Origin of the sequence: Hymenobacter aquaticus, from assembly GCF_004765605.1 — a bacterium.
In the GTDB taxonomy this organism is placed as follows: domain Bacteria; phylum Bacteroidota; class Bacteroidia; order Cytophagales; family Hymenobacteraceae; genus Hymenobacter; species Hymenobacter aquaticus.
In genome coordinates this window covers 2,069,479-2,089,694 of sequence record NZ_SRLC01000001.1, presented here as the reverse complement: position 1 = coordinate 2,089,694, position 20,216 = coordinate 2,069,479, and the positions used below count along the sequence as shown (strand labels likewise).

Here is a 20,216-nt window from a genome sequence, read left to right as displayed (position 1 = left end):
CGCAATGGATTAAAAACCTGCCGGATACGCGGCCCCGGCCGAGCTGCCCACCGGCATAATGGCTTCGAGCTCCGCTAGCTCGGCGGGGCTGAGCGTCAGGCTGGCGGCCGCCACGTTCTGCTCCAGGTACTTGCGGCGCTTGGTGCCCGGAATGGCTACCACGCCCTGGGCCAGCACCCAGGCCAAAGCCAGCTGCGCGGCCGTTACGCCCTTGGCCTGGGCCAGGGCTTGCAGCTTCTCGACCAGGGCTAGGTTCCGGTAAAAATTCTCGCCCTGGTAGCGGGGAAACAACCGGCGCGAGTCGTTGGCCTCGAAGTCGTCGGGACTTTTGATGTCGCCCGACAGAAAGCCGCGGCCCAGGGGCGAGTAGCCCACAAAGCCGATGCCCATGGCCCGGGTAACTTGCAGCATGCCGTCTTCCTCCACACCCCGGTCGAAAAGGGAATACTCGGTTTGCAGGGCCGTGATGGGGTGCACCTGGTGGGCGCGCTGCAATACGTCGGCATTCACCTCGCTCAGCCCCAGGAAGCGTACTTTGCCTTCGGCCACCAGCCGGCTCATGGCCCCCACGGTGTCCTCAATGGGCGTGTTGGGGTCGAGGCGGTGCAGGTAGTAGAGGTCCACGTAGTCGGTGCCCAGGTTGCGCAACGACCGTTCGATGGACTTGCGCACGTACTCGGGCCGGCCGTTGTAGCCGCCCGTCCAGGCTTCGTGGTCATCGACTTCAAAGCCAAATTTGGTAGCCAGAACGACTTCCTGGCGGCGGCCGGCAATGGCCCGGCCCACCAGCCGCTCATTGAGCAGGGGCCCGTAGAGGTCGGCTGTGTCGAGCAGGTTGATGCCCAGCTCCAGGGCCCGGTGAATGGTGGCCACGCTTTCGGCCTCGTCGGCCGCGCCGTACACGCTCATGCCGTTCACGCCGGCCGTCATGCCCATGCAGCCCAGGCCTTCGACGGGTACATCCAGACCCTGGCTGCCCAGGGCTACTTTCTTGATGGTGCTCATACTGTGCTGGTAAGGAAAAAATGAGGTGCTTTTTTTACCCTACAAAGGTGCCGCCCGGGCCCGGCGGCCGAGCTATACAAACCGCCGCTTCTGCAACACAAACCGCCGCCCACCCGCCAAAAAAAGCCCCGGCTGCTTCTGAAGATCAGAGCAGCCGGGGCTTTTTGCCGCGTACGGCGGGGCAAGCTACTTCTTCAGCAGCTGGAGCAATTCTTCGGCCGCCGGCTCCGAGGAAGCCGGGTTCTGGCCCGTAATCAGGTTGCCTTCCCGCACCACGTAGGGCTGCCAGTCGGCGCCTTTCGAGTAGTGGCCGCCGGCCTGCACCAGCATGTCTTCCACCAGGAAGGGCACGATGTCGGTGAGCTGCACGGCGGCTTCCTCGGAGTTGGTGAAGCCGGCCACTTTTTTGCCTTTCACCAGCAGCTCGCCGTTGGGCGCTTTCACGTGGCGCAGCACGCCGGGCGCGTGGCACACGGCCGCTACGGGCTTGCCGGCGGCGTACAGGGTTTCAATCAGCTCAATCGACTTTTTGTCTTCGGCCAAATCCCAGAGCGGACCGTGGCCGCCGGGGTAGAATACCGCGTCGTAGTCGGCCGCTTGTACGCTGTCGAGCTTTACCGTGGAGGCCAAGGCCTGCTGGGCCTCGGGGTCGGCTTTGAAGCGCTTGGTAGCGTCGGTCTGGGCGCTGGGGTCGTCGCTCTTGGGGTCGAGGGGCGGCTGGCCGCCGGCCGGGGAGGCCAGGGTCAGCGTGGCGCCGGCATCTTTGAAGACGTAGTAGGGGGCCGCAAATTCTTCCAGCCAGAAGCCGGTTTTGTGACCCGTGTTGCCCAGCTGGTCGTGGGACGTCAATACCATTAAGATGTTCATGGCGAGTTATTTTACAGAATGGAAAAGGGAAAAAGCGTTACGCCAGCAGGCGGTAAAACGTGGTTTTGCGCTCGGCCAGCAACGGCACGATCTGGCCCAGCACCAAGTCCTGGAAATGGGCAGCGGCGCGGTGGGCAATCTGCGCGTCCTGGTTCGCGTACTGCTCATAGATGAAAAAGCGCCCCGGCTCGTCGGCCGACTCGTGGGCGGTGTACACCAGGTTACCGGGCTCGTGCTGGCGCACGGCCGCCGCGGCTTCGCGCAGCAGGCGGCGCACCGTTGCTTCGTGGCCGGGCTGCACCAGCCACTCGGCTGCTACGCAGTAAATATCTGCTTGATTGGTCATGATGGACTTTTTAGGGGTTTCACGCAGTGTCTCGCGGGTGGATTTCGCAGGGTCTCGCAGTGTTGTGCAATGGTCCCCTGCGAGCCACTGCGAGACCCTGCGTGAAATGAATTCAGCTGACTTTCACAATGGCTTTGCCCGTGTTGTCGCCCTTGAACAAGCCCAGGAAAGCGGCCGGAATCTGGTCGAAGCCTTCGGTAATGGTTTCCTCCGTTTGCAGCTTGCCCTGGCTATACCACTCGGTGAGCTGCTGCACGCCCTCGGGCCAGCGGCTGAAGTAGTCGCCCACGATAAACCCCTGGAGCCGGGCGCTGGTTTTGAGCAGCTTGGTTTCGGGGCGCGGGCCCACGGGCGTTTCGGTGTCGTTGTAGCTCGAAATCTGGCCGCACAGGGCAATGCGGGCGTGTTTGTTCAGCAAATCGTACACCGCGTCGGTGATGGCGCCGCCTACGTTGTCGAAGTAGCAGTCGACGCCGGCCGGGGCCGCCGCGGCCAGGGCCTGGGCAATGTCGGGCGTGGTTTTGTAGTTGATGGCCTCGTCGAAGCCCAGCTGCCGCAGGTAGGCTACCTTCTCGTCGGAGCCGGCCGTGCCAATCACCCGCGCGCCCTGAATCTTGGCCAGCTGGCCCACAATCAGGCCCACGGCCCCGGCCGCCCCCGATACCACCACGGTTTCGCCGGCTTTGGGCTGGCAGATGTCGAGCAGGCCGAAATAGGCCGTGAGCCCCGGCATGCCCAGCAGCCCCAGAAAGTAGCTCACCGGGGCCTTGTCGGTGGGTATCCGGTTCAGGCCCTTGCCATCGGAAAGAATATATTCCTGCCAGGGCAGGTTACCGACCACCACGCTGCCCACCGGCAGAGCTTCGTGCTGACTTTCAATTACCTCGGCCACCACGCCGCCGGCAAGGGGCGCGCCTACCTCAAACGGCGGCACGTAGGATTTGCCCTCGTTCATGCGGCCCCGCATGTAGGGGTCGACCGACACGTAGCGGGTCTTGAGCAACACCTGGCCGGCGCCGGTTGCGGGCAGGTCGAGGGTATCAAACTGGAACTGGGCGGCCGTGGGCAACCCCTGGGGGCGGCTGGCCAGCCGGATGACTTTCGTTTTCATAGCTGCGTTTGTGGGGGAAGCAGGAAAAGAATAGGAACAACAACGCCGGTCGTCGGGAGCGGTAAGGCCCCCGACGACCGGCGCACCAGCGTGCTGCCTACGCGTTGGTGGTCGTGTTCAGCGTTACTTCAATGTTGCCTTTGGTCGCGCGCGAGTAGGGGCAGATGCCGTGGGCGGCTTCTACCAGCTGCTCGGCCTGGGCCTGCTCCACGCCGGGAATGTTCACGTGCAGGTCGGCCGAAATGCCGTAGCCGCCGTCTTCGGCCTTGCCAAAGCCGATAAAGGCTTCCACCGTCACGCCTTCCAGCTTCACCTGGGCCTGCCGGGCGGCTACGCCCAGCGCGCCTTCGAAGCAGGCGGCATAGCCGGCGGCAAACAGCTGCTCGGGGTTGGTAGCACCCGCTTTGCCGGGGCCACCCATTTCCTTGGGCGTGCTCAGGTCAACGGTCAGCACGTTGTTGGCGGTGGTTACCTGGCCGTCGCGGCCACCTTTGGCTTTGGCTTGCGCCGTGAAGATTTTTTCGATTTTCATCGGAGTAGAAAAAGGGGAATTGGTAAAAAACAGCCCGCCGATCAGGAGAGCTTGAGAAGAAGCGTGTGCAATTGGGTCCGGAGCGTTTCAAATTCCTGCGGCGACATGCCCAGGTGCCCAAACAGCTGCTCGGGAATGTGGCAGGCCTGCTCGCGCAGGGCCCGCCCCGCCGGTGCCAGGGCAATGATGACCGAGCGTTCGTCGCGCGGGTCGCGGCGGCGGCTCAGCCACTGTTTCTGCTCCATGCGCTTGAGCAGGGGCGTGAGCGTGCCCGAGTCGAGCAGCAGCTTTTCGCCCAGGGCCTTCACCGTCAGCTCGCCGTGCTCCCACAGCAGCAGAAACACCAGGTACTGCGGGTAGGTCAGGTCGAGGGCCTGCAGGTAGGGCTGGTAGGCCTTGGTGAGCAGGCGCGACACGGCATAGAGCGGAAAGCACAGCTGGCTTTCCAGCTGAAGAAGGGCCGCAGAAGAATGTTCGCTCGGGTTACTCATAGGATGATGCAGGTATAACGCGTTTGATTGCGCAATGTTTAATTGTGTACAATTAAATTTACTTATTCTCTATAACGTATTCGTTATCAGTCTGAAAAAAGTTGGCGCGCAAAAAAGCCGGCCCTCTGCGGTGCAGAAAGCCGGCTTTCGAAAGCGGAGAATAACGGGGGCGCTACTGAGCCTGGTAGGCCGTAATGCCGCCCAGCAGGTTGCGCACGTGGGTAAAGCCGTGCTGGGTGAGCAGGGCCTTGGCCGTGGCCGACCGGCCGCCGCCCTTGCAATGCACAATGATTTCCTGGTCTTTCAGCTCTTCCAGGTCGGCAATTTTATCGGGGAGCGTGCCCAGCGGAATATTCTGGCTGCCGTCGATGCGGGACTCTTCGTTTTCCCAGGTTTCGCGCACGTCCAGGATAATCGGCTGCTCGCCGGCGGCCTTACGCTGCTTCAGCTCTTCGGGGGTGATGTCGTTCATAGGGTAGGAGCGGATGATAAATGAAAAAGTACGTTGGAGGCCGCAACAATAGCCAATTCAACTGAAGAATGGGTGAAGCCGGCTACCGGGCCAGCACCAGGCGCTTGTGCACGAGCTGCCCATTAGCCACGGTCAGCTGTACCAAGTATACTCCGGCCGGGAGCTGGCGCAAATCCAGCTGGCCGTCCCGGGCCTGACCCGCCGGCTGCGTCCAGACGGTGCGGCCCAGCGCGTCGAGCACGGCGGCTTGGCGGTAAGCACCTTCCACGCGCACCAGGCCCGCGCTGGGGTTGGGGTACAGCGCGTAAGCGGCGGCCGTCTGCGCTTCGGTGGTGCCCGTCACGGTCAGGTTGTTGGTCATTACCGGCCGCATGATGACGGAGCCGGAAGGGGCCCCACCCACGCTGGAATAGTCGAAGGCCGCGTTTTCCCAGGTGCCGAACGTGTTTTTGAGGAAGTAGCCGTCCGGGGGCGCGTTGTTCAGGTCCAGGGCGAAGGGTACCACGGAATTGCCAAACTGCCCGTGACCGTAGCCCACGTAGAACGTGCCCGACACCGGCACGGGAGCCGAGAAAATGATGTCGATGTAGTTCTGCCCGGCCGGCAGGGAGTTGGGAATGGTGATGCTCTGGGTGGCTTTGGGCGTGGCGGCGGGCTTGCCGCTCACGTCGTCCCACACGTTGGCCGAAATAACGCGGCCCGCCGCGGCCGGCAGAATCGGGTAGAGGCGCAGGCTGCGGACCTGGTCGGGCTTGTTCAAATCGAAGCGGTAGGCGCGGTAGCGGATGCCGGCACTCGAAAACCGCTCGATGCTGAGCGTGCCTTCCGGGGTGCCGTCGTCGTAGGCGTAGTAGTTTTTCAGCTCCGTGACGCGCGAAATGGTGTCGTTGCGCACGGTCAGGGAGTTGGCCGTTTCACCCGTGAGCAGGTAGAGCGAGTGGCGCAGGATTTTCTCCTCGGGCGTCAGCGGAATGCTCAGGCTGCGGGCATCCACCGTGGCCGGCACCTGGCGCCGGTGCGGGTCCAGGTTGGCGCCGCCTTTCGCGGTGGTGGCCACCGGGCCGGCGGGCAGCACCTGCACCGTGCCCAGCCAGTCGACGGGCGTGCTGGCCGGCCCCGGCCCCAGGTTGTTGATGGTGGTGCCGATGACGTTGTTCAACTCGTTGGCCGGCGTCGGGTTGGCGTTGAACTGCCACACGGGCATGGCCGTGTAGCGCTTCAGTAGGCTGCCCAGCGGCCGGCTGGTGGCAATATCCCGGTTGGTCGAGTCGGCGGCCGAGCGGTTGCGGTCCAGGCGCACGTAGTCAATGCTCCAGGCGTCGTCGTTGTCCACGTTCGACTGGTTGCCGGAGGTATGAAACCGGAAGCGGAAGCCCGGGTGCAGGTAGCGCGCGTCAGTGACCGGGAACAGCAGCTGCCGGAACCCGGTGCGCACGCCCTGGCTGCGCTGCTGCCAGATCTGCCGCCACAGCCCGTCATTGCCCAGAAATTCGAGCTGGATGAACACCGGCCGGGAGCTGCTGGCATTGGTGGGGGCCGAGAAGATGTTGCCGGCCTGCCAGAAAAAGCTCAGATACACGTTGCTGGCCGCCGTGAGGCCACCCAGGTCGATGGGCTGGGAGGTAAGCGTGTCGGTGTCGCTGAAAAAGCTGCCGTAGGGCTGGCCTTTGCCGTTGAGGCCGTCGAAGGTTACGGCCCCGCGGGAGGGCGGGGCCAGCACGAAGCGGTTGTTGACCAGCGTGCCGCCGCCCGGCTGCCAGCGCTCCACGGCCGGCGCACCCTCGCGCTGGGTCGAGAAATCGTCGAAGAAGGGCAGTGTCAGGGCGGCGGCCCGGCTGGCCGTGGCCGGCAGCGGCGCAGTAGCCCGGCTGGGGTCACTGGTCAGGGAACCCAGCACCTGGGCCCGGGCGGCCAGGGGCAGCAGGCCGGCCGTTAGCAACAAAGACGGTAGTAAGCGTAATGAACGGGTCATAAGGGCAAGTTACGGAAGCCAAACGTGGGCAGCCCACGGAATATTTCAACGGGCTGACTCTCTGCAAGGACAAGGGCCGGGGTTTGGTTCAGCCTACACGCAAAAGACCTTTCCGGTTGCGCCGAAAAGGTCTTTTGTCAGAGAATAAGTGGCGGCTAAAAGGTAGCTAGTCCACCGATTTAAGCGGGGCCTCGCCGGCAATCCACAGGTCGACGAGCTGGCCCATGCGGATGGTCGCGCCGGGTGAGGGCACGGGGCGCTGCTTTACCACGGTGCCGTCGGTCTGGCCTTCCTCGGCGGGCTGGTAGAAGATTTCGCCCACCTGCAGGCCCTGGCCCACGAGCAGCGTCGCGGCCTCATCCTGGGGCATATTCACCACATTGGGCACCGGGAATTCCTGGTTGCCCTGCCCGTCGCCCACTACTAGGTCCACGCGGGTGCCTTTGGCAATGGGGGCGCCGGGCGCGATTTCCTTGCCGTTCACCAGCTGCTTGAGCACGGCGTTCTGGGCCAGATCGGGCACCAGCTTGATTTCGCCGACCACCAGGTCGTAGCTTTTCAGAATCATCTGGGCGTTTTTCACCGAGCCGTCCACCAGCTTGGGCATCTTAATCACCGGCGGGTTTTTCATGCTCACCGAGATGTAGATTTTGCGGTCTTCCTTCACCCGCTCGCCCGGGGCGGGGTCCTGGGTCAGTACGGTGAAGGGCGCGATGGTCGGGTTGTAGCTGCTGTCGTCCACGAAGTAGCGCAGGTTCCGCTCGTCGAGGTAGTCTTCCAGGGCTTCCTGCTTCATGCCCGTAATCTTGGGCACCACGATAGTTTCGCCGTGGTTGGTGGTGATGGGCAGGTACACGAAGAAGAAGCCGAACAGCAGCAGCGCCCCCGCGGCCCCAATCACCAGCAGGTGCTTGACGACATCAACGGGCGTATCCGATTTGAGAAATGACATTGGGAGAAAGAAAATGCTAAAAGTTGCTAGCCGGAATTTCCCGGGAAATCTACTGCTAAAAGCTAGAAAACTAGTTCCCCTCCTTTTTTCAAGGAGGGGCTAGGGGTGGTTGAAACCGTTGGAACGATAGTATTGACAGTCATTCCGAGCTTGCTGAGGAATCGAAGGAAGGCGTAGCCAATCTCGCGTGGCCTCGTTTGATTACTACCCCAACGTCAGCACGCGAGATGTCTCGCGCTGCTCGACATGACGTTCAATGGTGTCGTGCAACGATTGAACCACCCCGCCCTGCGGGCACCCCTCCTTGAAAAAAGGAGGGGAGTTTCGTTCTAGCCAGCGGCGGTCAGCTTGGCGGCGCGCGCCTTGCCGAACTCCAGAATCCGGTCGATGAAGTCGTAGGGCGTGTAGCCGCTCAGGGCCGTCTGGTGGAAGATGCAGGTGGCGGGCGTCATGCCGGGCAGCGAGTTGACCTCGATGATGATAACCTCCACGGCGCCCGTTTCCCGCACCCGCACGAAGGCGTCGATGCGGGCGTAGCCCTGGATGTTGAGCACCTCGGCCACGCGCTTGAGCTCGGCTTTCACTTCCTCACTGATGCGTTGGCGCTCCTGCACGTCGGGGGCGTAGCGGGCGGGGGTGATGTTCTGGCCTTCGCCGGCCAGGAACTTCTCTTCCAGACTGAGCACTTCGCCGGTAGCCAGGGCCTCGGAGGCTTCGAACACCTCAATTTCCAGCTGTCCGTCTTCTTTCCAGTGGGTAAGCAAACCGCCGGTGACTTCCAGGAAGTGCCGGGCGCCGTCGCGCGCAATCAGGGTTTCGACCAGGAAGGCATCCTTCTGCGGAAATTCCTCCTTGAAGCCCAGATTCAGCACGGTGGCGGGCGCGGGCAGCAGGTCTTCCTGGTCGCGGAAGATGAGCTGGGTGAAGGCTTCGAGCTCCGCGCGGTTCTTGATTTTCTTCACGGCCGAGGAGCAGCCGTCGTCGGCGGGCTTGGCAATGAAGGGGTAGTGAAACTGCGTTTCCAGGCTGCGGTAGAAGCTTTCGGCGTCGGCTTCCCACTCCAGGCGGGCGGCCATGCGGTGCTCGGCTACGCGCAGGCCGGCCTCGCGCAGGCGGCGGTTCGTCTCAAACTTGTTGATGGTGATGCTGCTGCTTTCCACGCCCGAGCCGTTGTAGGGCAGGCCGTACTGCTCCAGCTGCTTCTGCAGGGCACCATCTTCGCCGGGGCGGCCGTGCAGGGCAATAAACACCTCATCGACCTCGTGGGCCAGCTCCTCGAACGAGAGGCGGCGGGGCTGGGCCGTGGCCTGTCCGGCGTAGGTGCTGGTAATGGCGCTGGCCTCCGTCCGAATCCGCTCCAGCACCGGGTGCAGGCTGTGGCCGGCCTCGGCGTACTCGATTTTCTCCCGGATGTCGTCGGCGTTGTCCTTCAGCATCACGTTGATGGGCAGCACGTAGAGGCGGAACTCCTGGCTGTTGCCGGTCAGGAACACGGGCACGGGCTCGTACTTCACGCTGGAGCTGAGCTTCTCGTAGATGTTGCGGCCACTTTCCACCGAAATGTGGCGCTCCGAGGAATAGCCGCCCATAATCACGGCCACCTTGAGGCGCTGCTTTTCCTCGTGCTGGCGCGAGGCCACGGCCTCGTCGAGCTGGCGGAGCAGGCCGCCGAGCTGCACCGGCTTCATGCCGGCCCGGCGGCGGGCGGCCAGGGAAGTGCGGATCAGGTAGGTCAGGAACTGGGACGGGTTCAGGCCGATTTCGGCGGCCTGGTGGAAGAAGAACGACGCCGGCAGCATGCCCGAGGTAGTGTTCGGGTCGTTGAGGAAAATGGTGCTTGGTGCCTGGTGCTTAGTGCTTAGTGCCTGGTGCTCGGTGCCTGGGGTTTCAGCAGCAGCGGAAGAATTCTCAATCTTTAATTCTTCATTGCTCATTGAAATAAACCCATCAATGCGGGCGTAGACCTGGAAGCCGAAGGTGCGGAACATTTCCTCGCAGGCTTCGCGGATGCGCTGAATTTCGGCTTCGGGCAGGTCAATCGGGGTGATTTTACGCGAGAGGCCGGGCAGGTACTTCGAGCGGTAGTCGAACATTTCCTCACCCTTCACAATTTCCGTCGGGGGCAGGGCCAGCGGGTTGCCGCTGGGGTCCTCTACCACGATGCAGCTGAACTCGCGCCCCGCCACGAACGACTCGACCAGCACCTGGGCCTCGCCGTCCACGTTGGTCAGCAGCACGGTTTCGGCCGTTTGCAGCCGCTCGTTGAGCGTGTTCAGTAGCGCTTCGGGGTGGTAGATGAGTTCGGCTTCTGCGTCAATAACCACCGGCAGGCCGATACCGTCGCGGATGTCGGTCAGGTGCTGCACCCAGGCAATCTTGTCCTGCTCACCCAGGCGCTGCCACTCCGCGCGGGTCACGGTTTTGCGGAACAGACTGCGCTCCACGGCGCGTGCAAACTGCTCGGCGTTGGCCTCGCGCAGAATGCTGATACCGATGCTGGAGCCCTGCCGCGGCGCTTTGAACACCAGCGGCAAGCCCAGCTCGCGCACCAGATAGTCGAGGATGGCCGGCTGGCTGGCGGCCGAGTCCCACTCCTCGGCGGTCAGCACGCGGTAGTCGGGGGTGGGCTTGTGCAGGGCCTTGAGCAGCTTTTTCTGGGCAATCTTATCAATGCCAAACGCCGAGGGCAGCACGCCGGAGCCGGAGTAGGGAATGCCGTACCATTCGAGCAGGCCCTGAATGACGCCGTCCTCGCCGCCGGGGCCGTGCAGGGCCAGGAAGGCAAAGTCCATCAGCTCGCGCAGTTCGTGGGGTAGCACGCGCCGGCCCACTTCCGCGATGATGCGGTCCTGCTCCGGCGGGCTCAGCTCGCCGAGGCTTTCCAGGTACACCTGCAGCTTGTGGCGCGAGTCGGGCAGGGCCGACACGGGCGGGTAAAAGTCGCGGATGGTACCCTTATAGATGTAGTGCCAGTCGAGCAGGATGAAGTTGCCGCGGCTGTCCACGAAGATGGGAACGGCCTGGAACAGCGCTTTGTCCAGGTTGTCATATACCGTGCGGCCGCCCGCAAAGGAAATTTCCCGCTCACGCGACGGGCCACCGAAGAAGATGCCTATTTTCATACGTAGGGCAAAGGTACGAGTCATTGGGGGATTGGCGACGCGCCGTAAGCAAGACGCCCCGGCCCGTAGCGCGAACTTTGCAGTTCGCGTGCCCCGCGCCGTCCGAATCGTTCTGGTGCGCGAACTACAACCGAAGGTCAACGAAGTTAAAGTTCGCGCTACAATCTGCCGAAAGCCAATTGGGGAAGCCCCGGAGCCGTTTTGACCTGCCACAACCGGTTTGAGGCACCCTCAGAGTAGTTTCAGCAGTTCAAAACTGCTCTGAGGATGCCTCAAACCGGTTTTGACGGACGGAAAGTCGTTTGAGGACGCCTCAAAGCTCTTTTTACCTTCCAAAACTGGTTTGAGGCGTCCTCAAATCAGTTTTGACGTGCCAAAAGTCGTTTGAGGAACTCTCCAAACCAGTTTCTATCTGCCAGGATACCTCCGTAGAGCTTGAACAAGCTGTTTCTCCTCGCCCGCAGGCCTTGTTTGTGCTACCAATTGCCGACCCTGCTTACATTCGCCCCGTAGTAAGACCTCTTCCAACCCTATTCCTTCCCATGAAAACCCTGGACCAGTACAACTTCGCCGGCAAGCGGGCCGTGGTGCGCGTCGATTTCAACGTGCCGCTCGATGCTTCGCTGCACATCACCGACGACACCCGCATCCGGATGGCCACGCCCACCATCCAGAAAATCCTGCGTGACGGCGGCTCGGTGGTGCTGCTCTCGCACATGGGCCGGCCCAAAGGCGGCCCCGACGAGAAAAACTCCCTGCGCAACCTTGTGGCGCGCCTCGGGCAGGAGTACGGCACCCCGGTCAAATTTGGCGGCGACGTCATCGGCCAGGAAGCGGCCCAGCTGGCTAGCAGCCTGCAGCCCGGCGAAATCCTGCTGCTCGACAACCTGCGCTTCCACGCCGAAGAGGAAAAAGGCGACGCCGCCTTCGCCGAAAAGCTCAGCAAGCTGGGTGATGTGTACGTGAACGACGCCTTCGGGGCGGCCCACCGCAAGCACGCCTCCACGGCCGTTATGGCCCAGTATTTCACCCCCGAAAACCGCATTGCCGGCTACCTGATGCAGAGCGAGCTGGACAACGCCCACAAGGTGCTGACCAACCCCGAGCATCCGTTCACGGCCATCATGGGCGGGGCCAAGATTTCCGACAAAATCCTCATTATCGAGCAGCTGCTCGACAAAGTCGATTACCTGCTCATCGGCGGCGGCATGGCCTACACCTTCGCCGTGGCCCAGGGCGGCAGCATCGGCAACTCCCTGCTGGAGGCCGACAAGATAGAGCTGGCGGCCAGCCTGATTGAGAAAGCCAAGCAGAAAGGCGTGCAGCTGGTGCTGCCCGTGGATAGCATCATCGCCAACAAGTTTGCCAACGACGCCGACATCGACGTGGCCGGCAACCTGAGCATTCCCGCCGGCTGGATGGGCCTCGACATCGGCCCCGACTCGCGCGAGACGTTTGCCGACATCATCCGCCAGTCGAAAACCATCCTGTGGAACGGTCCGATGGGCGTATTCGAGATGAGCAACTTCTCGGTGGGCACCGAGTTCGTGGCCCGCGCCATTGCCGACGCCACCGCCGACGGCGCCTTCAGCCTCATCGGCGGCGGCGACTCGGCCGCGGCCGTCAACCAGCTCGGCTTCGCCGACCGGGTGTCCTACATCTCGACCGGCGGCGGGGCCCTGCTCGAGTACATGGAAGGCAAGGAGCTGCCCGGCGTAGCCGCGCTGGAAGGCCGGTAGTAGTGGTAAATTGAAATGAAAAGGCCCCATTCCTGCATCAGGAATGGGGCCTTTTTGTGAAGCTGCCGGAAGAAGCATGGTATCAATTGGCTGGCTCAGGGAAATAGAACCAAGGAAAGCTGCGCATCAGGAGCTGCGGGTGGCCGCACGGGTTGCTTGCTGCTGAAGTGTCAGCAGTTGCTCCGGTGTAATGACTTTGCGCTCAAAGAGCCAAGCATACATCTCCAACTGTTGCTCTACGGATTGAAAAGGGTCGAAAAGGGCGTACCGCGTGTACAAGTAGCTTTTCGTGTGGTCGCGCAGGTCGGATACGAACTGCTCAACCTCGGGGCGCTCTTTGTCCCGGTTGGGTAGAACGATATTGCCCCACCCGGTTGTAACCGTTATCGACCACCGCCACCGGGTGTAGGTGAAATAGCACAATCCCAGCATCAGGAAGCCGAGCAAAGCCATTCCAATCTGCTCTTCCCAAGGTAGATAAGTTTGCTCCAGCCACTCCTGGTAAAACCCAGGTAATATAAGCGCCACGAAGAAAGTCAGCGCAACGGGAAAAGAGGTTTGGGCTTTCGTTCGAACCGGCAGCAGCTCTTCGTACGGAATTTCGACGCGAAGCTGGTTTATAATACCTTCCTGCTCAATCGAAAGGCCATCGTCCGTGGTGCGCAATTGCGTGTAGCCCTTGACAGGATGCCGCTGGTAAATTTCCATAAAGCTCAGCGTCTAATTCACGTACGGCGTTTCCAGCACCTGGCCCATGCTGATGAGCGGGGGCATGGGCACCTGCCCGGTAAGGCGGGTGGAAAGGGCGCGGGCCTCGGCCTCCGACACGACGTTGAGGTGCTTAAGCCAGTGCAGGCGCTGCAGCTGCGGCTCAATAATTCCCAGCGGGTTGACGGCCGCGTAGTGCTCCCGCAAATAGGCTTTGGTGCGCTGGTCGAGGGCTTCGGCGAAGTTGTTCAGCTCGTTTTGTTGGCTGCTGCGGTCGGCCAGCTGGATGTTGGCCCGGGCCGTGCCCAGGGTGAAGTGCTTCCACCAGTTGTTTTGCCCGTAGAGGTAGCCCCCAATCAGCAGGATACCCACGCCGAACGCCACGGCCCACTCCAGATTCGTCAGCCCGTCGAGGCGGCGGCCGGCGTGCTGCAGCACCGAGGAGGCAATCCAGAACAGGGCGAAGGGCAGCCATTTCAGCTGGGGCGTGGTGGTGGTGCGCTCCACGCGCACGGGCAGCACCTCCTCGTAAGGCATTTCAAACTCCAGAATCGTTTTTCCCTGGCGGGTCCGCTGGCACACATACAGGCCGTGGGGCCGCAGTGCCAGTTGGGTGGTACGCGTAAGCTGACGTTGTTCGAAAAACATAAGGATTGCCGGCGGGGGCCGGCGAAGAAGCTCACTGAAAAGGTGAGGGCGAAAAACAGAGGACAAAAATAGCAAGCATGATCCAGCCCAGCACCTTGCGCCCCGGGCTCAGGGGCCGCTCGTCGGGCGCCGGGGGATGAAAAATGCCCATAAAACGGCTCAGGAGCAAGCCGAAAATCAGCCAGCCGGGGTTGCCGAAAATGCCGGGCACGGCCAAGGTCAGGGCCAGCTGGGCCGCTACCACGCTCAAGGCCAGCAGCACCGTGCGGCGCAGCGTGGGCACCACCCGCCGAAACACCACCAGCAGGTACAGCGCATAGGGAATACCACCGTAGAGCCACGTTTCCCCGGTGGTGTGCAAGGTGAACAGCCCCAGCCCGGCGTAGAAGATAAAGCCCACGAAAAACACCGCCGACAGCCGGTTGAAGCGCCGGAACCCCAGCAGGCCGTACAGGATGTGTCCCCCGTCGAGCTGGCCGATGGGCAGCAGATTAAGCGCCGTAAAAAACAGCGCCAGCAAGCCCGCCAGCAGCACGGGGTAGTGTATCAGCTCATTGGGGTGGGGCAGGCGCGCCGGGTCGGCAAACCAGTATTCCAGCAGCTGGTACAGCAGCGGCCGGCTGAGCGTCAGGCCTGAGCCGTCGTCGTACACATGACGGGCGTAGTCGGCCCCGAACTGGCGGTACTCGGGGTGAATCTGAAACACGTAGTCCCAGGGCGGTAGGTGGGTGAAGCCATAGATAAGCACCGGCACGGCCACCAGAAAGCCCGCCAGCGGCCCGGCCAGGCCAATATCAAAAAACTCCTTGCGGGAAAATATCCGGTCTTTGATGCGGATTATAGCCCCAAACGTACCGATGGTATTGAAAAAGCCCGTGAAAAACGGAATGTAGTAGGGCAGCGTCGCCCGTACCTTGTAGTGCCGGGCGGTGAAGTAGTGGCCAAACTCGTGTACCGTCAGTACGCCCAGAAACGGCAGGGAAAACCACAGGCCCCGCAGCACCTCGGCTTGGCTAAACCAGCCCGTCAGCTTCACGCCCTGGCCCTGATCAAAAAAGGCCCGGCCGGTTATCCATTCGGCCCCGGCCAGGGTCGTGGTAATCAGGGTGATGACAAACAGCAGCAGGTGCAGCCCGTAGACGCGCCAGCGCGGCGGCTCGGGCCGCTCGTAGCGGTCAAACTCAATTTCCGAAACAGGGGCGGGGGCGGGGGCGTCAGGCAGGGGAAGAGAAGGCACGGATGGCAGCGGGAAGAGCGTCGGTGAGCGTAAGGGGCGGGGTCAGAAACAGCGTGGGCAGCCCCAGGCGCCGGGCCGTTTCGATGTGCTGGATGCTGTCCTCAATAAACAACGTTTCGTCGGCCTTCCAGTTCATTTCGCGCAGGGCGTGCTCAAATATCTCCGGCCCCGGCTTGCGCAGTCCCACCTGCTGGGAGTAAAAGACCCGATCAAGGCAGTCGGCAATGCCGTGGGCAAAGCCGTACTGGGTTTTCAGCCGCCGGTTGATTTCCTCGATGTGAATCTGGTTGGTGTTGCTGAGCAAGGCCGTCTGGTGGCCCTGGGCGCGCAGCTCGGCAATGAAGGCCAGCCGCTCGGCCGGCACGTCGAGCAGCATGGCGTTCCAGGCCGCGTCCAGCTGCTCGTCGGTGGCTTCCAGGTCGTAGTGCCGGCGCAGGCCCTGCCGAAACTCCGACGGCGTCAGGCGGCCGGTTTCCAGGTGGTCAAACAGCTCCGACTGGCTTTGCTGGTTGAACTCTATGGTGCTGCTGGCCCGGCTCAGGGCGCGCATGGCCTCCACCGTCAGCTGGTAGTTGATGTTGATAATGACGCCTCCAAAGTCGAAGAGCAGGTTGGGCTTTTGAGCAGGCATAGCAGTGGAAACAGGCGACCAGTGAATACAACAGCAAGCCGCCTAAAAAGGCTGCCGCTGATTTAAGAATTGGAAATCCGGCCGCAAACTTCGAAGTTTGCGCTGCCGAAACCAACTCCGGAAGGTTTTAGCCGGGCCTATAGCTCAATCGGTTAGAGCAGCTGACTCATAATCAGCAGGTCACTGGTTCGATTCCAGTTGGGCCCACCCAAGTGGTTTGTGCCCCCGGAGAGGGGCACAAACCATTTTTTTTGTTCTGTTTCGTCATTGGTTTTCTGGTAATTAGGTCAAATACCACGTTCGGGCGACCGGTTCGATACAGGCCTTTTTCAGGCGCATACGCCACCCCGTTGGGGTAGACCATTTTTTGGAGTTGGTGACGGGTGCTCAAATCGGCTTTTTCCCACAATACGGGCAACTGAGCGGCAATTGCCAGCGCCAGCGCCACGTATTTGGGCAGGTTCGATAATTCCGCGCCCAGGCGCTGGCGCTCGGCCTCCAGCGGCAGCAGCTTTTGCTCGCGCAGTTCCTGGCTGAACTTCTCGTAAGAAGCTTCCTTGAGGTTGCCCATGGCGTAGCGGCGCTCCATGTCTTCGAGTTCCAGTTCCACACACTTAATTTTCTGCTAAACCTCCCGGCGCGCCTCTGCGCTTTCCTGATTCAGCGAATGGAACACGGCTTCTACCTGAGCCTTGAAGGGTTCGACCAAGTGCGGCTCCAGCACCAGTTCGCTGAGCAGGCCTTTGTAGCCCTGGTGCAAGGCACGGGCACTCACGTTCATCTTGCAGCCGACCGTGTTGCACTTGTAGTACCAGAGCCCTTTTTTGCGGACGATATAGGCCGTAAGCGGCCGGTCGCAGCGGTGGCAGCGTACGTGGTTCTTCAGCGGAACGGCGGGTGCTTCCTTGGCATGCACATAGCCCTGCGGCTTGGACGCTTGCAGGTCGTTCAGCCGGCGGAACATCTCTTCGCTGATGAGTTTGGGATGGCGCCCCGGAACTACTTGGTCTGGCAGCAAACTGTGGCTAAGGAACCCGCAGTAGAAAACGTTCCGAAAGGTCAACGTCAGCAGCTGCGGCGACACCTTTACGCCTTGGCCACGCAGCCAGCGCGCAATTTCCGTATTGTCGAGCTGCAGCTCAACCTTCATGTGAAAGGCCTTACGCAGCGCGCGGCCCTGTTCGTTGATGATGATCTTCTGCTCGTTGCCGACTTTGGTGATGGTGTAGCCCAGCGGTGCTTTGCCTACCCAGTAGCCTTTGAGCAGTTTCTCTGTCATGCCGAGGATGGCACGTTCGCGGCGCTGCTGGTTCTCAAAGTGGCTCAGTACCAAATTTATGTTTTGGCTGAGCTGGCCTTGGGTCGTACGGGTATCGATCTGCTGCGTGACGGCTTCAATGAATATGCCTTCGCGCTTAAGCTCTTCCGCAATGGCAATGGCATTGGCGCCAGAGCGCGAGAAGCGGTCAAGCGTGAGTACGATGATGCGGCTGACGCCGCTGCTCTTTTGCTTCACAAAGCGCAGCATGCGGTTAAACTCTTTGCGCTCGTCGTTCTTGGCGCTTTCGTGGGTGCCACCAAACATACCCATGATGGTGTATCCTCGCGAAGTAGCGTGTTCCAGGCACTTGCGCCGTTGGATGTCTAAGCTCTGGTTATTATCCGCTTGCTCTTTGGTCGAAACCCGCGTATAGATGACCGCATTGTTGTTTGCTGCCGAAGACTTAACGCTCCGTTTGGCAAACTGCCGGAAGAAGGAGTGATTAGACATGGGCACGGGGAGTAAGCGAGGGTTTTACCGTGTGATAGGCAATGGTGGCCAAGACCTTCAGCTGTTCGAGAATATTCTCTGCTTCGTCGTTCGTGTAATGCTGGCAGCCAGGATATTGGCGCAACTGCTCAGGAGTGAGGAAAGGGGCAGGGCAAGAATGGGATTTGGATTTCACGGCGTTACCGTTGAAGACGGACTCAATAGTAGCTACTGGTCCTAAGGTTGGGGAGCATACCCTTGCCCGCTATGCTCCGCGAAAAATGAAAGTGCATTTGGTGCCTTTATCAGGAGGCTATGTCAGGAAGTAGCATTGTAGTGGGGGAGGGCGCGCTAGAACTGCTAGATGGGTATGAATGGAAGAATGCATTTGGGGGTGTTGCTTAGTTGCTGAAAAGTGTCGTTGCCGTGTGACAGTGTTTTACTGTTTGATTGTCTCCAGAAGTGATGCAAACATAAATAACTTAGTGTAACAAGTTAACAAAAGTTTTATTTTATATTTGCTTCATGCAGACAATCAATGAGAAACTGCGAGCCATCAGGTTACTGAAAGGCATTACGCAGGAGAAAGCCGGTCAATATTTAGGTACCACTAAAGCCAACTACAACCGCATCGAGAAAGGGCATGTGGATGTGAGTCCAGCCAAGCTGGACAAGCTGGCGGAGTTGTTTGGAATGACCAGAGCCCAAGTCGAAAACTTTCAATCCGAGACAGAAAAAGCAAAAGCTGAAGCAGAGCACCTCAGGAATGAGATTGCCCAGTTGAAGCGCTACATCAGCCAGACCGATGATCTGCTCACCGAGTCTCAAACGTTCTTCCGCTACTTATTTGAACTACTAAAGCAGAACTTTCCTGGTGGTGGGGAAAAACTCATTTCTTTGTCTCAACTCAACCAAGAATGGGCAAGGCTGGTGAGTTTCTCTATCCAAGAGTATGAAGCTCATCGCCATGAGTCCCCGCTTGGCATTGCGAAACAGCGCGATTTAGATAGTGCAGTGATGGGAATGCGACAACAGTTTTTGCACCATGAAAAAGGAAAAATTCAATAATTGAAGCTGGAGCAATCAGAATGAGATTTAGCATAACTGAATAAATGCTTGTAAGTAACTGAATATCTTAGATTTACTCTATGTATTATTGGCAGAAAGCCTGGCGATGCCTCCGGTCAAATTCCCGGCAAAAGCTCCGGTCAGAGCGCCGGTCAGTAGAGGTAGGATATATTAAAAAAATATAAAATCACCGAAAAACGCTGAATGGAGCGAATTGACCGGATCTGTCCGGTCAATTCGCTCCATTTTTATATAGAAACACAGATTATAGAGCTAGAGTATTATTGCTGAACTGGTAGCGCTCTATAACTAACTTGCAGTACTACTTCCTTTACCCAGGATGACTGTCGAAGAACTGCTTAAAAACTACATATTTGACCTGCCCAAAGATTGGCGCGATTCAAACGACGGGGATTATTATCACTTCGTCTTACATACTTTGAATGCTTATGTAGCTCTGCTCAAGAAGCTGGGACCTATCGTTATCGACCACCGCACAGAGTACATAGGGCCCTTGGGGACGTTGCCCAATACAGAACTAGTGCAAAAGGCAGTGCACGAAGTCCGCCTTGGTATCATTCGAGCCCTACAAGCTTTAGCTAACCAAGGCAGTCCTGGTAATGCGCTAGCCATAATGGCCAAGCACTTCGACCTCCCTCGCCGAAAGCAGCTCTACTCGCCTGCTGTTCATTTGAGCAGGGTATTCTTGTCCGGAAACACCTTGTTGTACCGCCTGCGCAAAGATGATATGCCCCTGCAGGCTCGCCAGATGCTACACATTCCTTACGAACTGCGCTCCTTAGTCACCTCTCAACGATTCAGTATTGCGGGGCAGCCTTGCATCTATGCTGCCAGCTCGGTTTATCTTGCTTACAAGGAAATCAGAGCTACGTCGTATGGATTATCCTTGCACGCCGTCAAGCTTCGTGCTAATGTTGAATCAGACTATGCCCCAGTAACTCTGGTCGACCTGCGCAACCGCGTTCAAGGCGTGCGAAAGAAGTACCTAGGCAGGCCTAACTATTACGATGGCGACTTAATAAAATTCCTCGTGACTTGGCCTTTAGTAATGGCTACCAGCGTACCGAAGAATCCAAAAGACAACTTTCACGCAGAATATCAGATACCACACCTGTTTTTAGAGTGGGTCAGAAGTAGCCAACCCAAAAATAGTCCTCGGCTAGACGGATTAATGTTTTCTTCTTCGCTAGAATCTCCGTCTGATCCAAACTACCTGAACGCTTACAACGTGGTCATACCAGTGCATCATTGGGATGATGAAGGCCTGTGCCGCGTCCGAACGTCACAGCTACAAGTATCTTCTCCCATAACCCGCGCCATGTTGACTGTTGAAACGTCGGCAAGTACGCCGCCCGAAGAAATAGCGGACTTGGTGCAGCAAGCGTTGCAGCACCAAGAGTTTCAGACCTTGTCTCCGAAATCACCTTATGCAGTCGTTGCGTAAGAGGTTGTTGAGCAATATCCTAGGCTGCTTGAATACTGGAACAGTAGAAAAACAGTAGGAGAATAGTTTCTAAGAAGGAAACCGCCCCTATCAATTACTC

The 20,216-nt window shown here is 59.7% G+C and carries 19 protein-coding genes and 1 tRNA gene; 4 read left to right on the top strand and 16 right to left on the bottom strand.

Annotated features, from left to right (window positions below; translation table 11 throughout):
- Positions 1–9: 9 nt before the first annotated feature.
- The 10 genes from E5K00_RS08530 to E5K00_RS08485 all read right to left on the bottom strand — a co-directional run bounded on the left by E5K00_RS08530 (position 10) and on the right by E5K00_RS08485 (position 10,870).
- A complete protein-coding gene (locus E5K00_RS08530) occupies positions 10–1,005 on the bottom strand; it encodes an aldo/keto reductase (RefSeq protein WP_135462805.1) in 996 nt (331 codons plus the stop codon).
- A gap of 186 nt (positions 1,006–1,191) precedes the next feature.
- Complete coding sequence (locus E5K00_RS08525) at positions 1,192–1,872, bottom strand: type 1 glutamine amidotransferase domain-containing protein (RefSeq protein ID WP_135462804.1); 681 nt, start codon at positions 1,870–1,872, stop codon at positions 1,192–1,194.
- A 37-nt stretch (positions 1,873–1,909) separates the two neighbouring features.
- Positions 1,910–2,218 carry a putative quinol monooxygenase gene (locus tag E5K00_RS08520; protein ID WP_135462803.1) on the bottom strand — a complete coding sequence of 103 codons (309 nt, stop codon included), beginning with the start codon at positions 2,216–2,218 and terminating at the stop codon, positions 1,910–1,912.
- Positions 2,219–2,330: 112 nt separating this feature from the next.
- Positions 2,331–3,329: an NADP-dependent oxidoreductase gene (locus tag E5K00_RS08515; protein WP_135462802.1), complete on the bottom strand. Its 999-nt coding sequence runs from the start codon at positions 3,327–3,329 to the stop codon at positions 2,331–2,333.
- A gap of 97 nt (positions 3,330–3,426) precedes the next feature.
- Entirely contained in the window at positions 3,427–3,861 is a 435-nt protein-coding gene (locus E5K00_RS08510; RefSeq protein WP_210114287.1) for an organic hydroperoxide resistance protein, read from the bottom strand.
- A 41-nt stretch (positions 3,862–3,902) separates the two neighbouring features.
- Positions 3,903–4,352, bottom strand: a complete 450-nt coding sequence (locus tag E5K00_RS08505; RefSeq protein WP_135462801.1) for a MarR family winged helix-turn-helix transcriptional regulator — start codon at positions 4,350–4,352, stop codon at positions 3,903–3,905.
- A 172-nt stretch (positions 4,353–4,524) separates the two neighbouring features.
- Positions 4,525–4,824, bottom strand: coding sequence for a rhodanese-like domain-containing protein (locus E5K00_RS08500; protein WP_135462800.1), 300 nt, complete (start codon positions 4,822–4,824; stop codon positions 4,525–4,527).
- Positions 4,825–4,906: 82 nt separating this feature from the next.
- Positions 4,907–6,796 (bottom strand): T9SS type A sorting domain-containing protein, encoded by a 1,890-nt coding sequence (locus E5K00_RS08495; RefSeq protein ID WP_135462799.1) that lies wholly within the window; start codon positions 6,794–6,796, stop codon positions 4,907–4,909.
- Between the two features lie 166 nt (positions 6,797–6,962).
- Complete coding sequence (locus E5K00_RS08490) at positions 6,963–7,748, bottom strand: PASTA domain-containing protein (protein ID WP_135462798.1); 786 nt, start codon at positions 7,746–7,748, stop codon at positions 6,963–6,965.
- Between the two features lie 329 nt (positions 7,749–8,077).
- Complete coding sequence (locus tag E5K00_RS08485) at positions 8,078–10,870, bottom strand: D-alanine--D-alanine ligase family protein (protein WP_135462797.1); 2,793 nt, start codon at positions 10,868–10,870, stop codon at positions 8,078–8,080.
- A 542-nt stretch (positions 10,871–11,412) separates the two neighbouring features.
- Here E5K00_RS08485 and E5K00_RS08480 point away from each other — a divergent pair.
- Positions 11,413–12,609, top strand: coding sequence for a phosphoglycerate kinase (locus tag E5K00_RS08480; protein WP_135462796.1), 1,197 nt, complete (start codon positions 11,413–11,415; stop codon positions 12,607–12,609).
- Between the two features lie 126 nt (positions 12,610–12,735).
- Here E5K00_RS08480 and E5K00_RS08475 read toward each other — a convergent pair whose 3' ends face one another.
- From E5K00_RS08475 to E5K00_RS08460, 4 genes are read right to left on the bottom strand one after another with little or no spacing between them, the layout of a single operon-like run.
- The gene (locus E5K00_RS08475) at positions 12,736–13,317 is read right to left on the bottom strand and encodes a hypothetical protein (protein WP_135462795.1); all 582 of its coding nucleotides are present in this window, start codon (positions 13,315–13,317) and stop codon (positions 12,736–12,738) included.
- Positions 13,318–13,329: 12 nt separating this feature from the next.
- The gene (locus E5K00_RS08470) at positions 13,330–13,965 is read right to left on the bottom strand and encodes a hypothetical protein (protein WP_135462794.1); all 636 of its coding nucleotides are present in this window, start codon (positions 13,963–13,965) and stop codon (positions 13,330–13,332) included.
- Between the two features lie 31 nt (positions 13,966–13,996).
- On the bottom strand, positions 13,997–15,202 hold the full coding sequence (locus E5K00_RS08465; RefSeq protein WP_245328241.1) for a site-2 protease family protein: 1,206 nt from the start codon (positions 15,200–15,202) through the stop codon (positions 13,997–13,999).
- Complete coding sequence (locus E5K00_RS08460) at positions 15,180–15,833, bottom strand: HAD family hydrolase (RefSeq protein ID WP_135462793.1); 654 nt, start codon at positions 15,831–15,833, stop codon at positions 15,180–15,182. Before E5K00_RS08460 ends, E5K00_RS08465 begins: the two co-directional genes overlap by 23 nt.
- 133 nt (positions 15,834–15,966) lie before the next feature.
- Between E5K00_RS08460 and E5K00_RS08455 the strand changes: the two genes are divergently transcribed.
- Positions 15,967–16,040: transfer RNA gene (locus tag E5K00_RS08455), tRNA-Ile, on the top strand.
- Here the strand turns inward: E5K00_RS08455 and E5K00_RS08450 are convergent.
- Positions 16,006–16,443 (bottom strand): hypothetical protein, encoded by a 438-nt coding sequence (locus E5K00_RS08450; protein WP_135462792.1) that lies wholly within the window; start codon positions 16,441–16,443, stop codon positions 16,006–16,008. The genes E5K00_RS08455 and E5K00_RS08450 overlap by 35 nt on opposite strands.
- A 15-nt stretch (positions 16,444–16,458) precedes the next feature.
- Complete coding sequence (locus tag E5K00_RS08445; protein WP_135462791.1) at positions 16,459–17,604, bottom strand: recombinase family protein; 1,146 nt, start codon at positions 17,602–17,604, stop codon at positions 16,459–16,461.
- Positions 17,605–18,108: 504 nt separating this feature from the next.
- Here E5K00_RS08445 and E5K00_RS08440 point away from each other — a divergent pair.
- The gene (locus E5K00_RS08440; RefSeq protein ID WP_135462790.1) at positions 18,109–18,651 is read left to right on the top strand and encodes a helix-turn-helix domain-containing protein; all 543 of its coding nucleotides are present in this window, start codon (positions 18,109–18,111) and stop codon (positions 18,649–18,651) included.
- Positions 18,652–18,991: 340 nt separating this feature from the next.
- Complete coding sequence (locus E5K00_RS08435) at positions 18,992–20,116, top strand: RES domain-containing protein (protein WP_135462789.1); 1,125 nt, start codon at positions 18,992–18,994, stop codon at positions 20,114–20,116.
- Positions 20,117–20,216: the final 100 nt, after the last annotated feature.

Coding starts and splice junctions, on each gene's coding strand:
- E5K00_RS08445 (WP_135462791.1), bottom strand. CDS start 17,604: ATGTCTAATCACTCCTTCTTCCGGCAGTTTGCCAAACGGAGCGTTAAG.
- E5K00_RS08525 (WP_135462804.1), bottom strand. CDS start 1,872: ATGAACATCTTAATGGTATTGACGTCCCACGACCAGCTGGGCAACACG.
- E5K00_RS08470 (WP_135462794.1), bottom strand. CDS start 13,965: ATGTTTTTCGAACAACGTCAGCTTACGCGTACCACCCAACTGGCACTG.
- E5K00_RS08490 (WP_135462798.1), bottom strand. CDS start 7,748: ATGTCATTTCTCAAATCGGATACGCCCGTTGATGTCGTCAAGCACCTG.
- E5K00_RS08505 (WP_135462801.1), bottom strand. CDS start 4,352: ATGAGTAACCCGAGCGAACATTCTTCTGCGGCCCTTCTTCAGCTGGAA.
- E5K00_RS08510 (WP_210114287.1), bottom strand. CDS start 3,861: ATGAAAATCGAAAAAATCTTCACGGCGCAAGCCAAAGCCAAAGGTGGC.
- E5K00_RS08495 (WP_135462799.1), bottom strand. CDS start 6,796: ATGACCCGTTCATTACGCTTACTACCGTCTTTGTTGCTAACGGCCGGC.
- E5K00_RS08440 (WP_135462790.1), top strand. CDS start 18,109: ATGCAGACAATCAATGAGAAACTGCGAGCCATCAGGTTACTGAAAGGC.
- E5K00_RS08500 (WP_135462800.1), bottom strand. CDS start 4,824: ATGAACGACATCACCCCCGAAGAGCTGAAGCAGCGTAAGGCCGCCGGC.
- E5K00_RS08520 (WP_135462803.1), bottom strand. CDS start 2,218: ATGACCAATCAAGCAGATATTTACTGCGTAGCAGCCGAGTGGCTGGTG.
- E5K00_RS08435 (WP_135462789.1), top strand. CDS start 18,992: ATGACTGTCGAAGAACTGCTTAAAAACTACATATTTGACCTGCCCAAA.
- E5K00_RS08475 (WP_135462795.1), bottom strand. CDS start 13,317: ATGGAAATTTACCAGCGGCATCCTGTCAAGGGCTACACGCAATTGCGC.
- E5K00_RS08480 (WP_135462796.1), top strand. CDS start 11,413: ATGAAAACCCTGGACCAGTACAACTTCGCCGGCAAGCGGGCCGTGGTG.
- E5K00_RS08485 (WP_135462797.1), bottom strand. CDS start 10,870: ATGAAAATAGGCATCTTCTTCGGTGGCCCGTCGCGTGAGCGGGAAATT.
- E5K00_RS08530 (WP_135462805.1), bottom strand. CDS start 1,005: ATGAGCACCATCAAGAAAGTAGCCCTGGGCAGCCAGGGTCTGGATGTA.
- E5K00_RS08460 (WP_135462793.1), bottom strand. CDS start 15,833: ATGCCTGCTCAAAAGCCCAACCTGCTCTTCGACTTTGGAGGCGTCATT.
- E5K00_RS08515 (WP_135462802.1), bottom strand. CDS start 3,329: ATGAAAACGAAAGTCATCCGGCTGGCCAGCCGCCCCCAGGGGTTGCCC.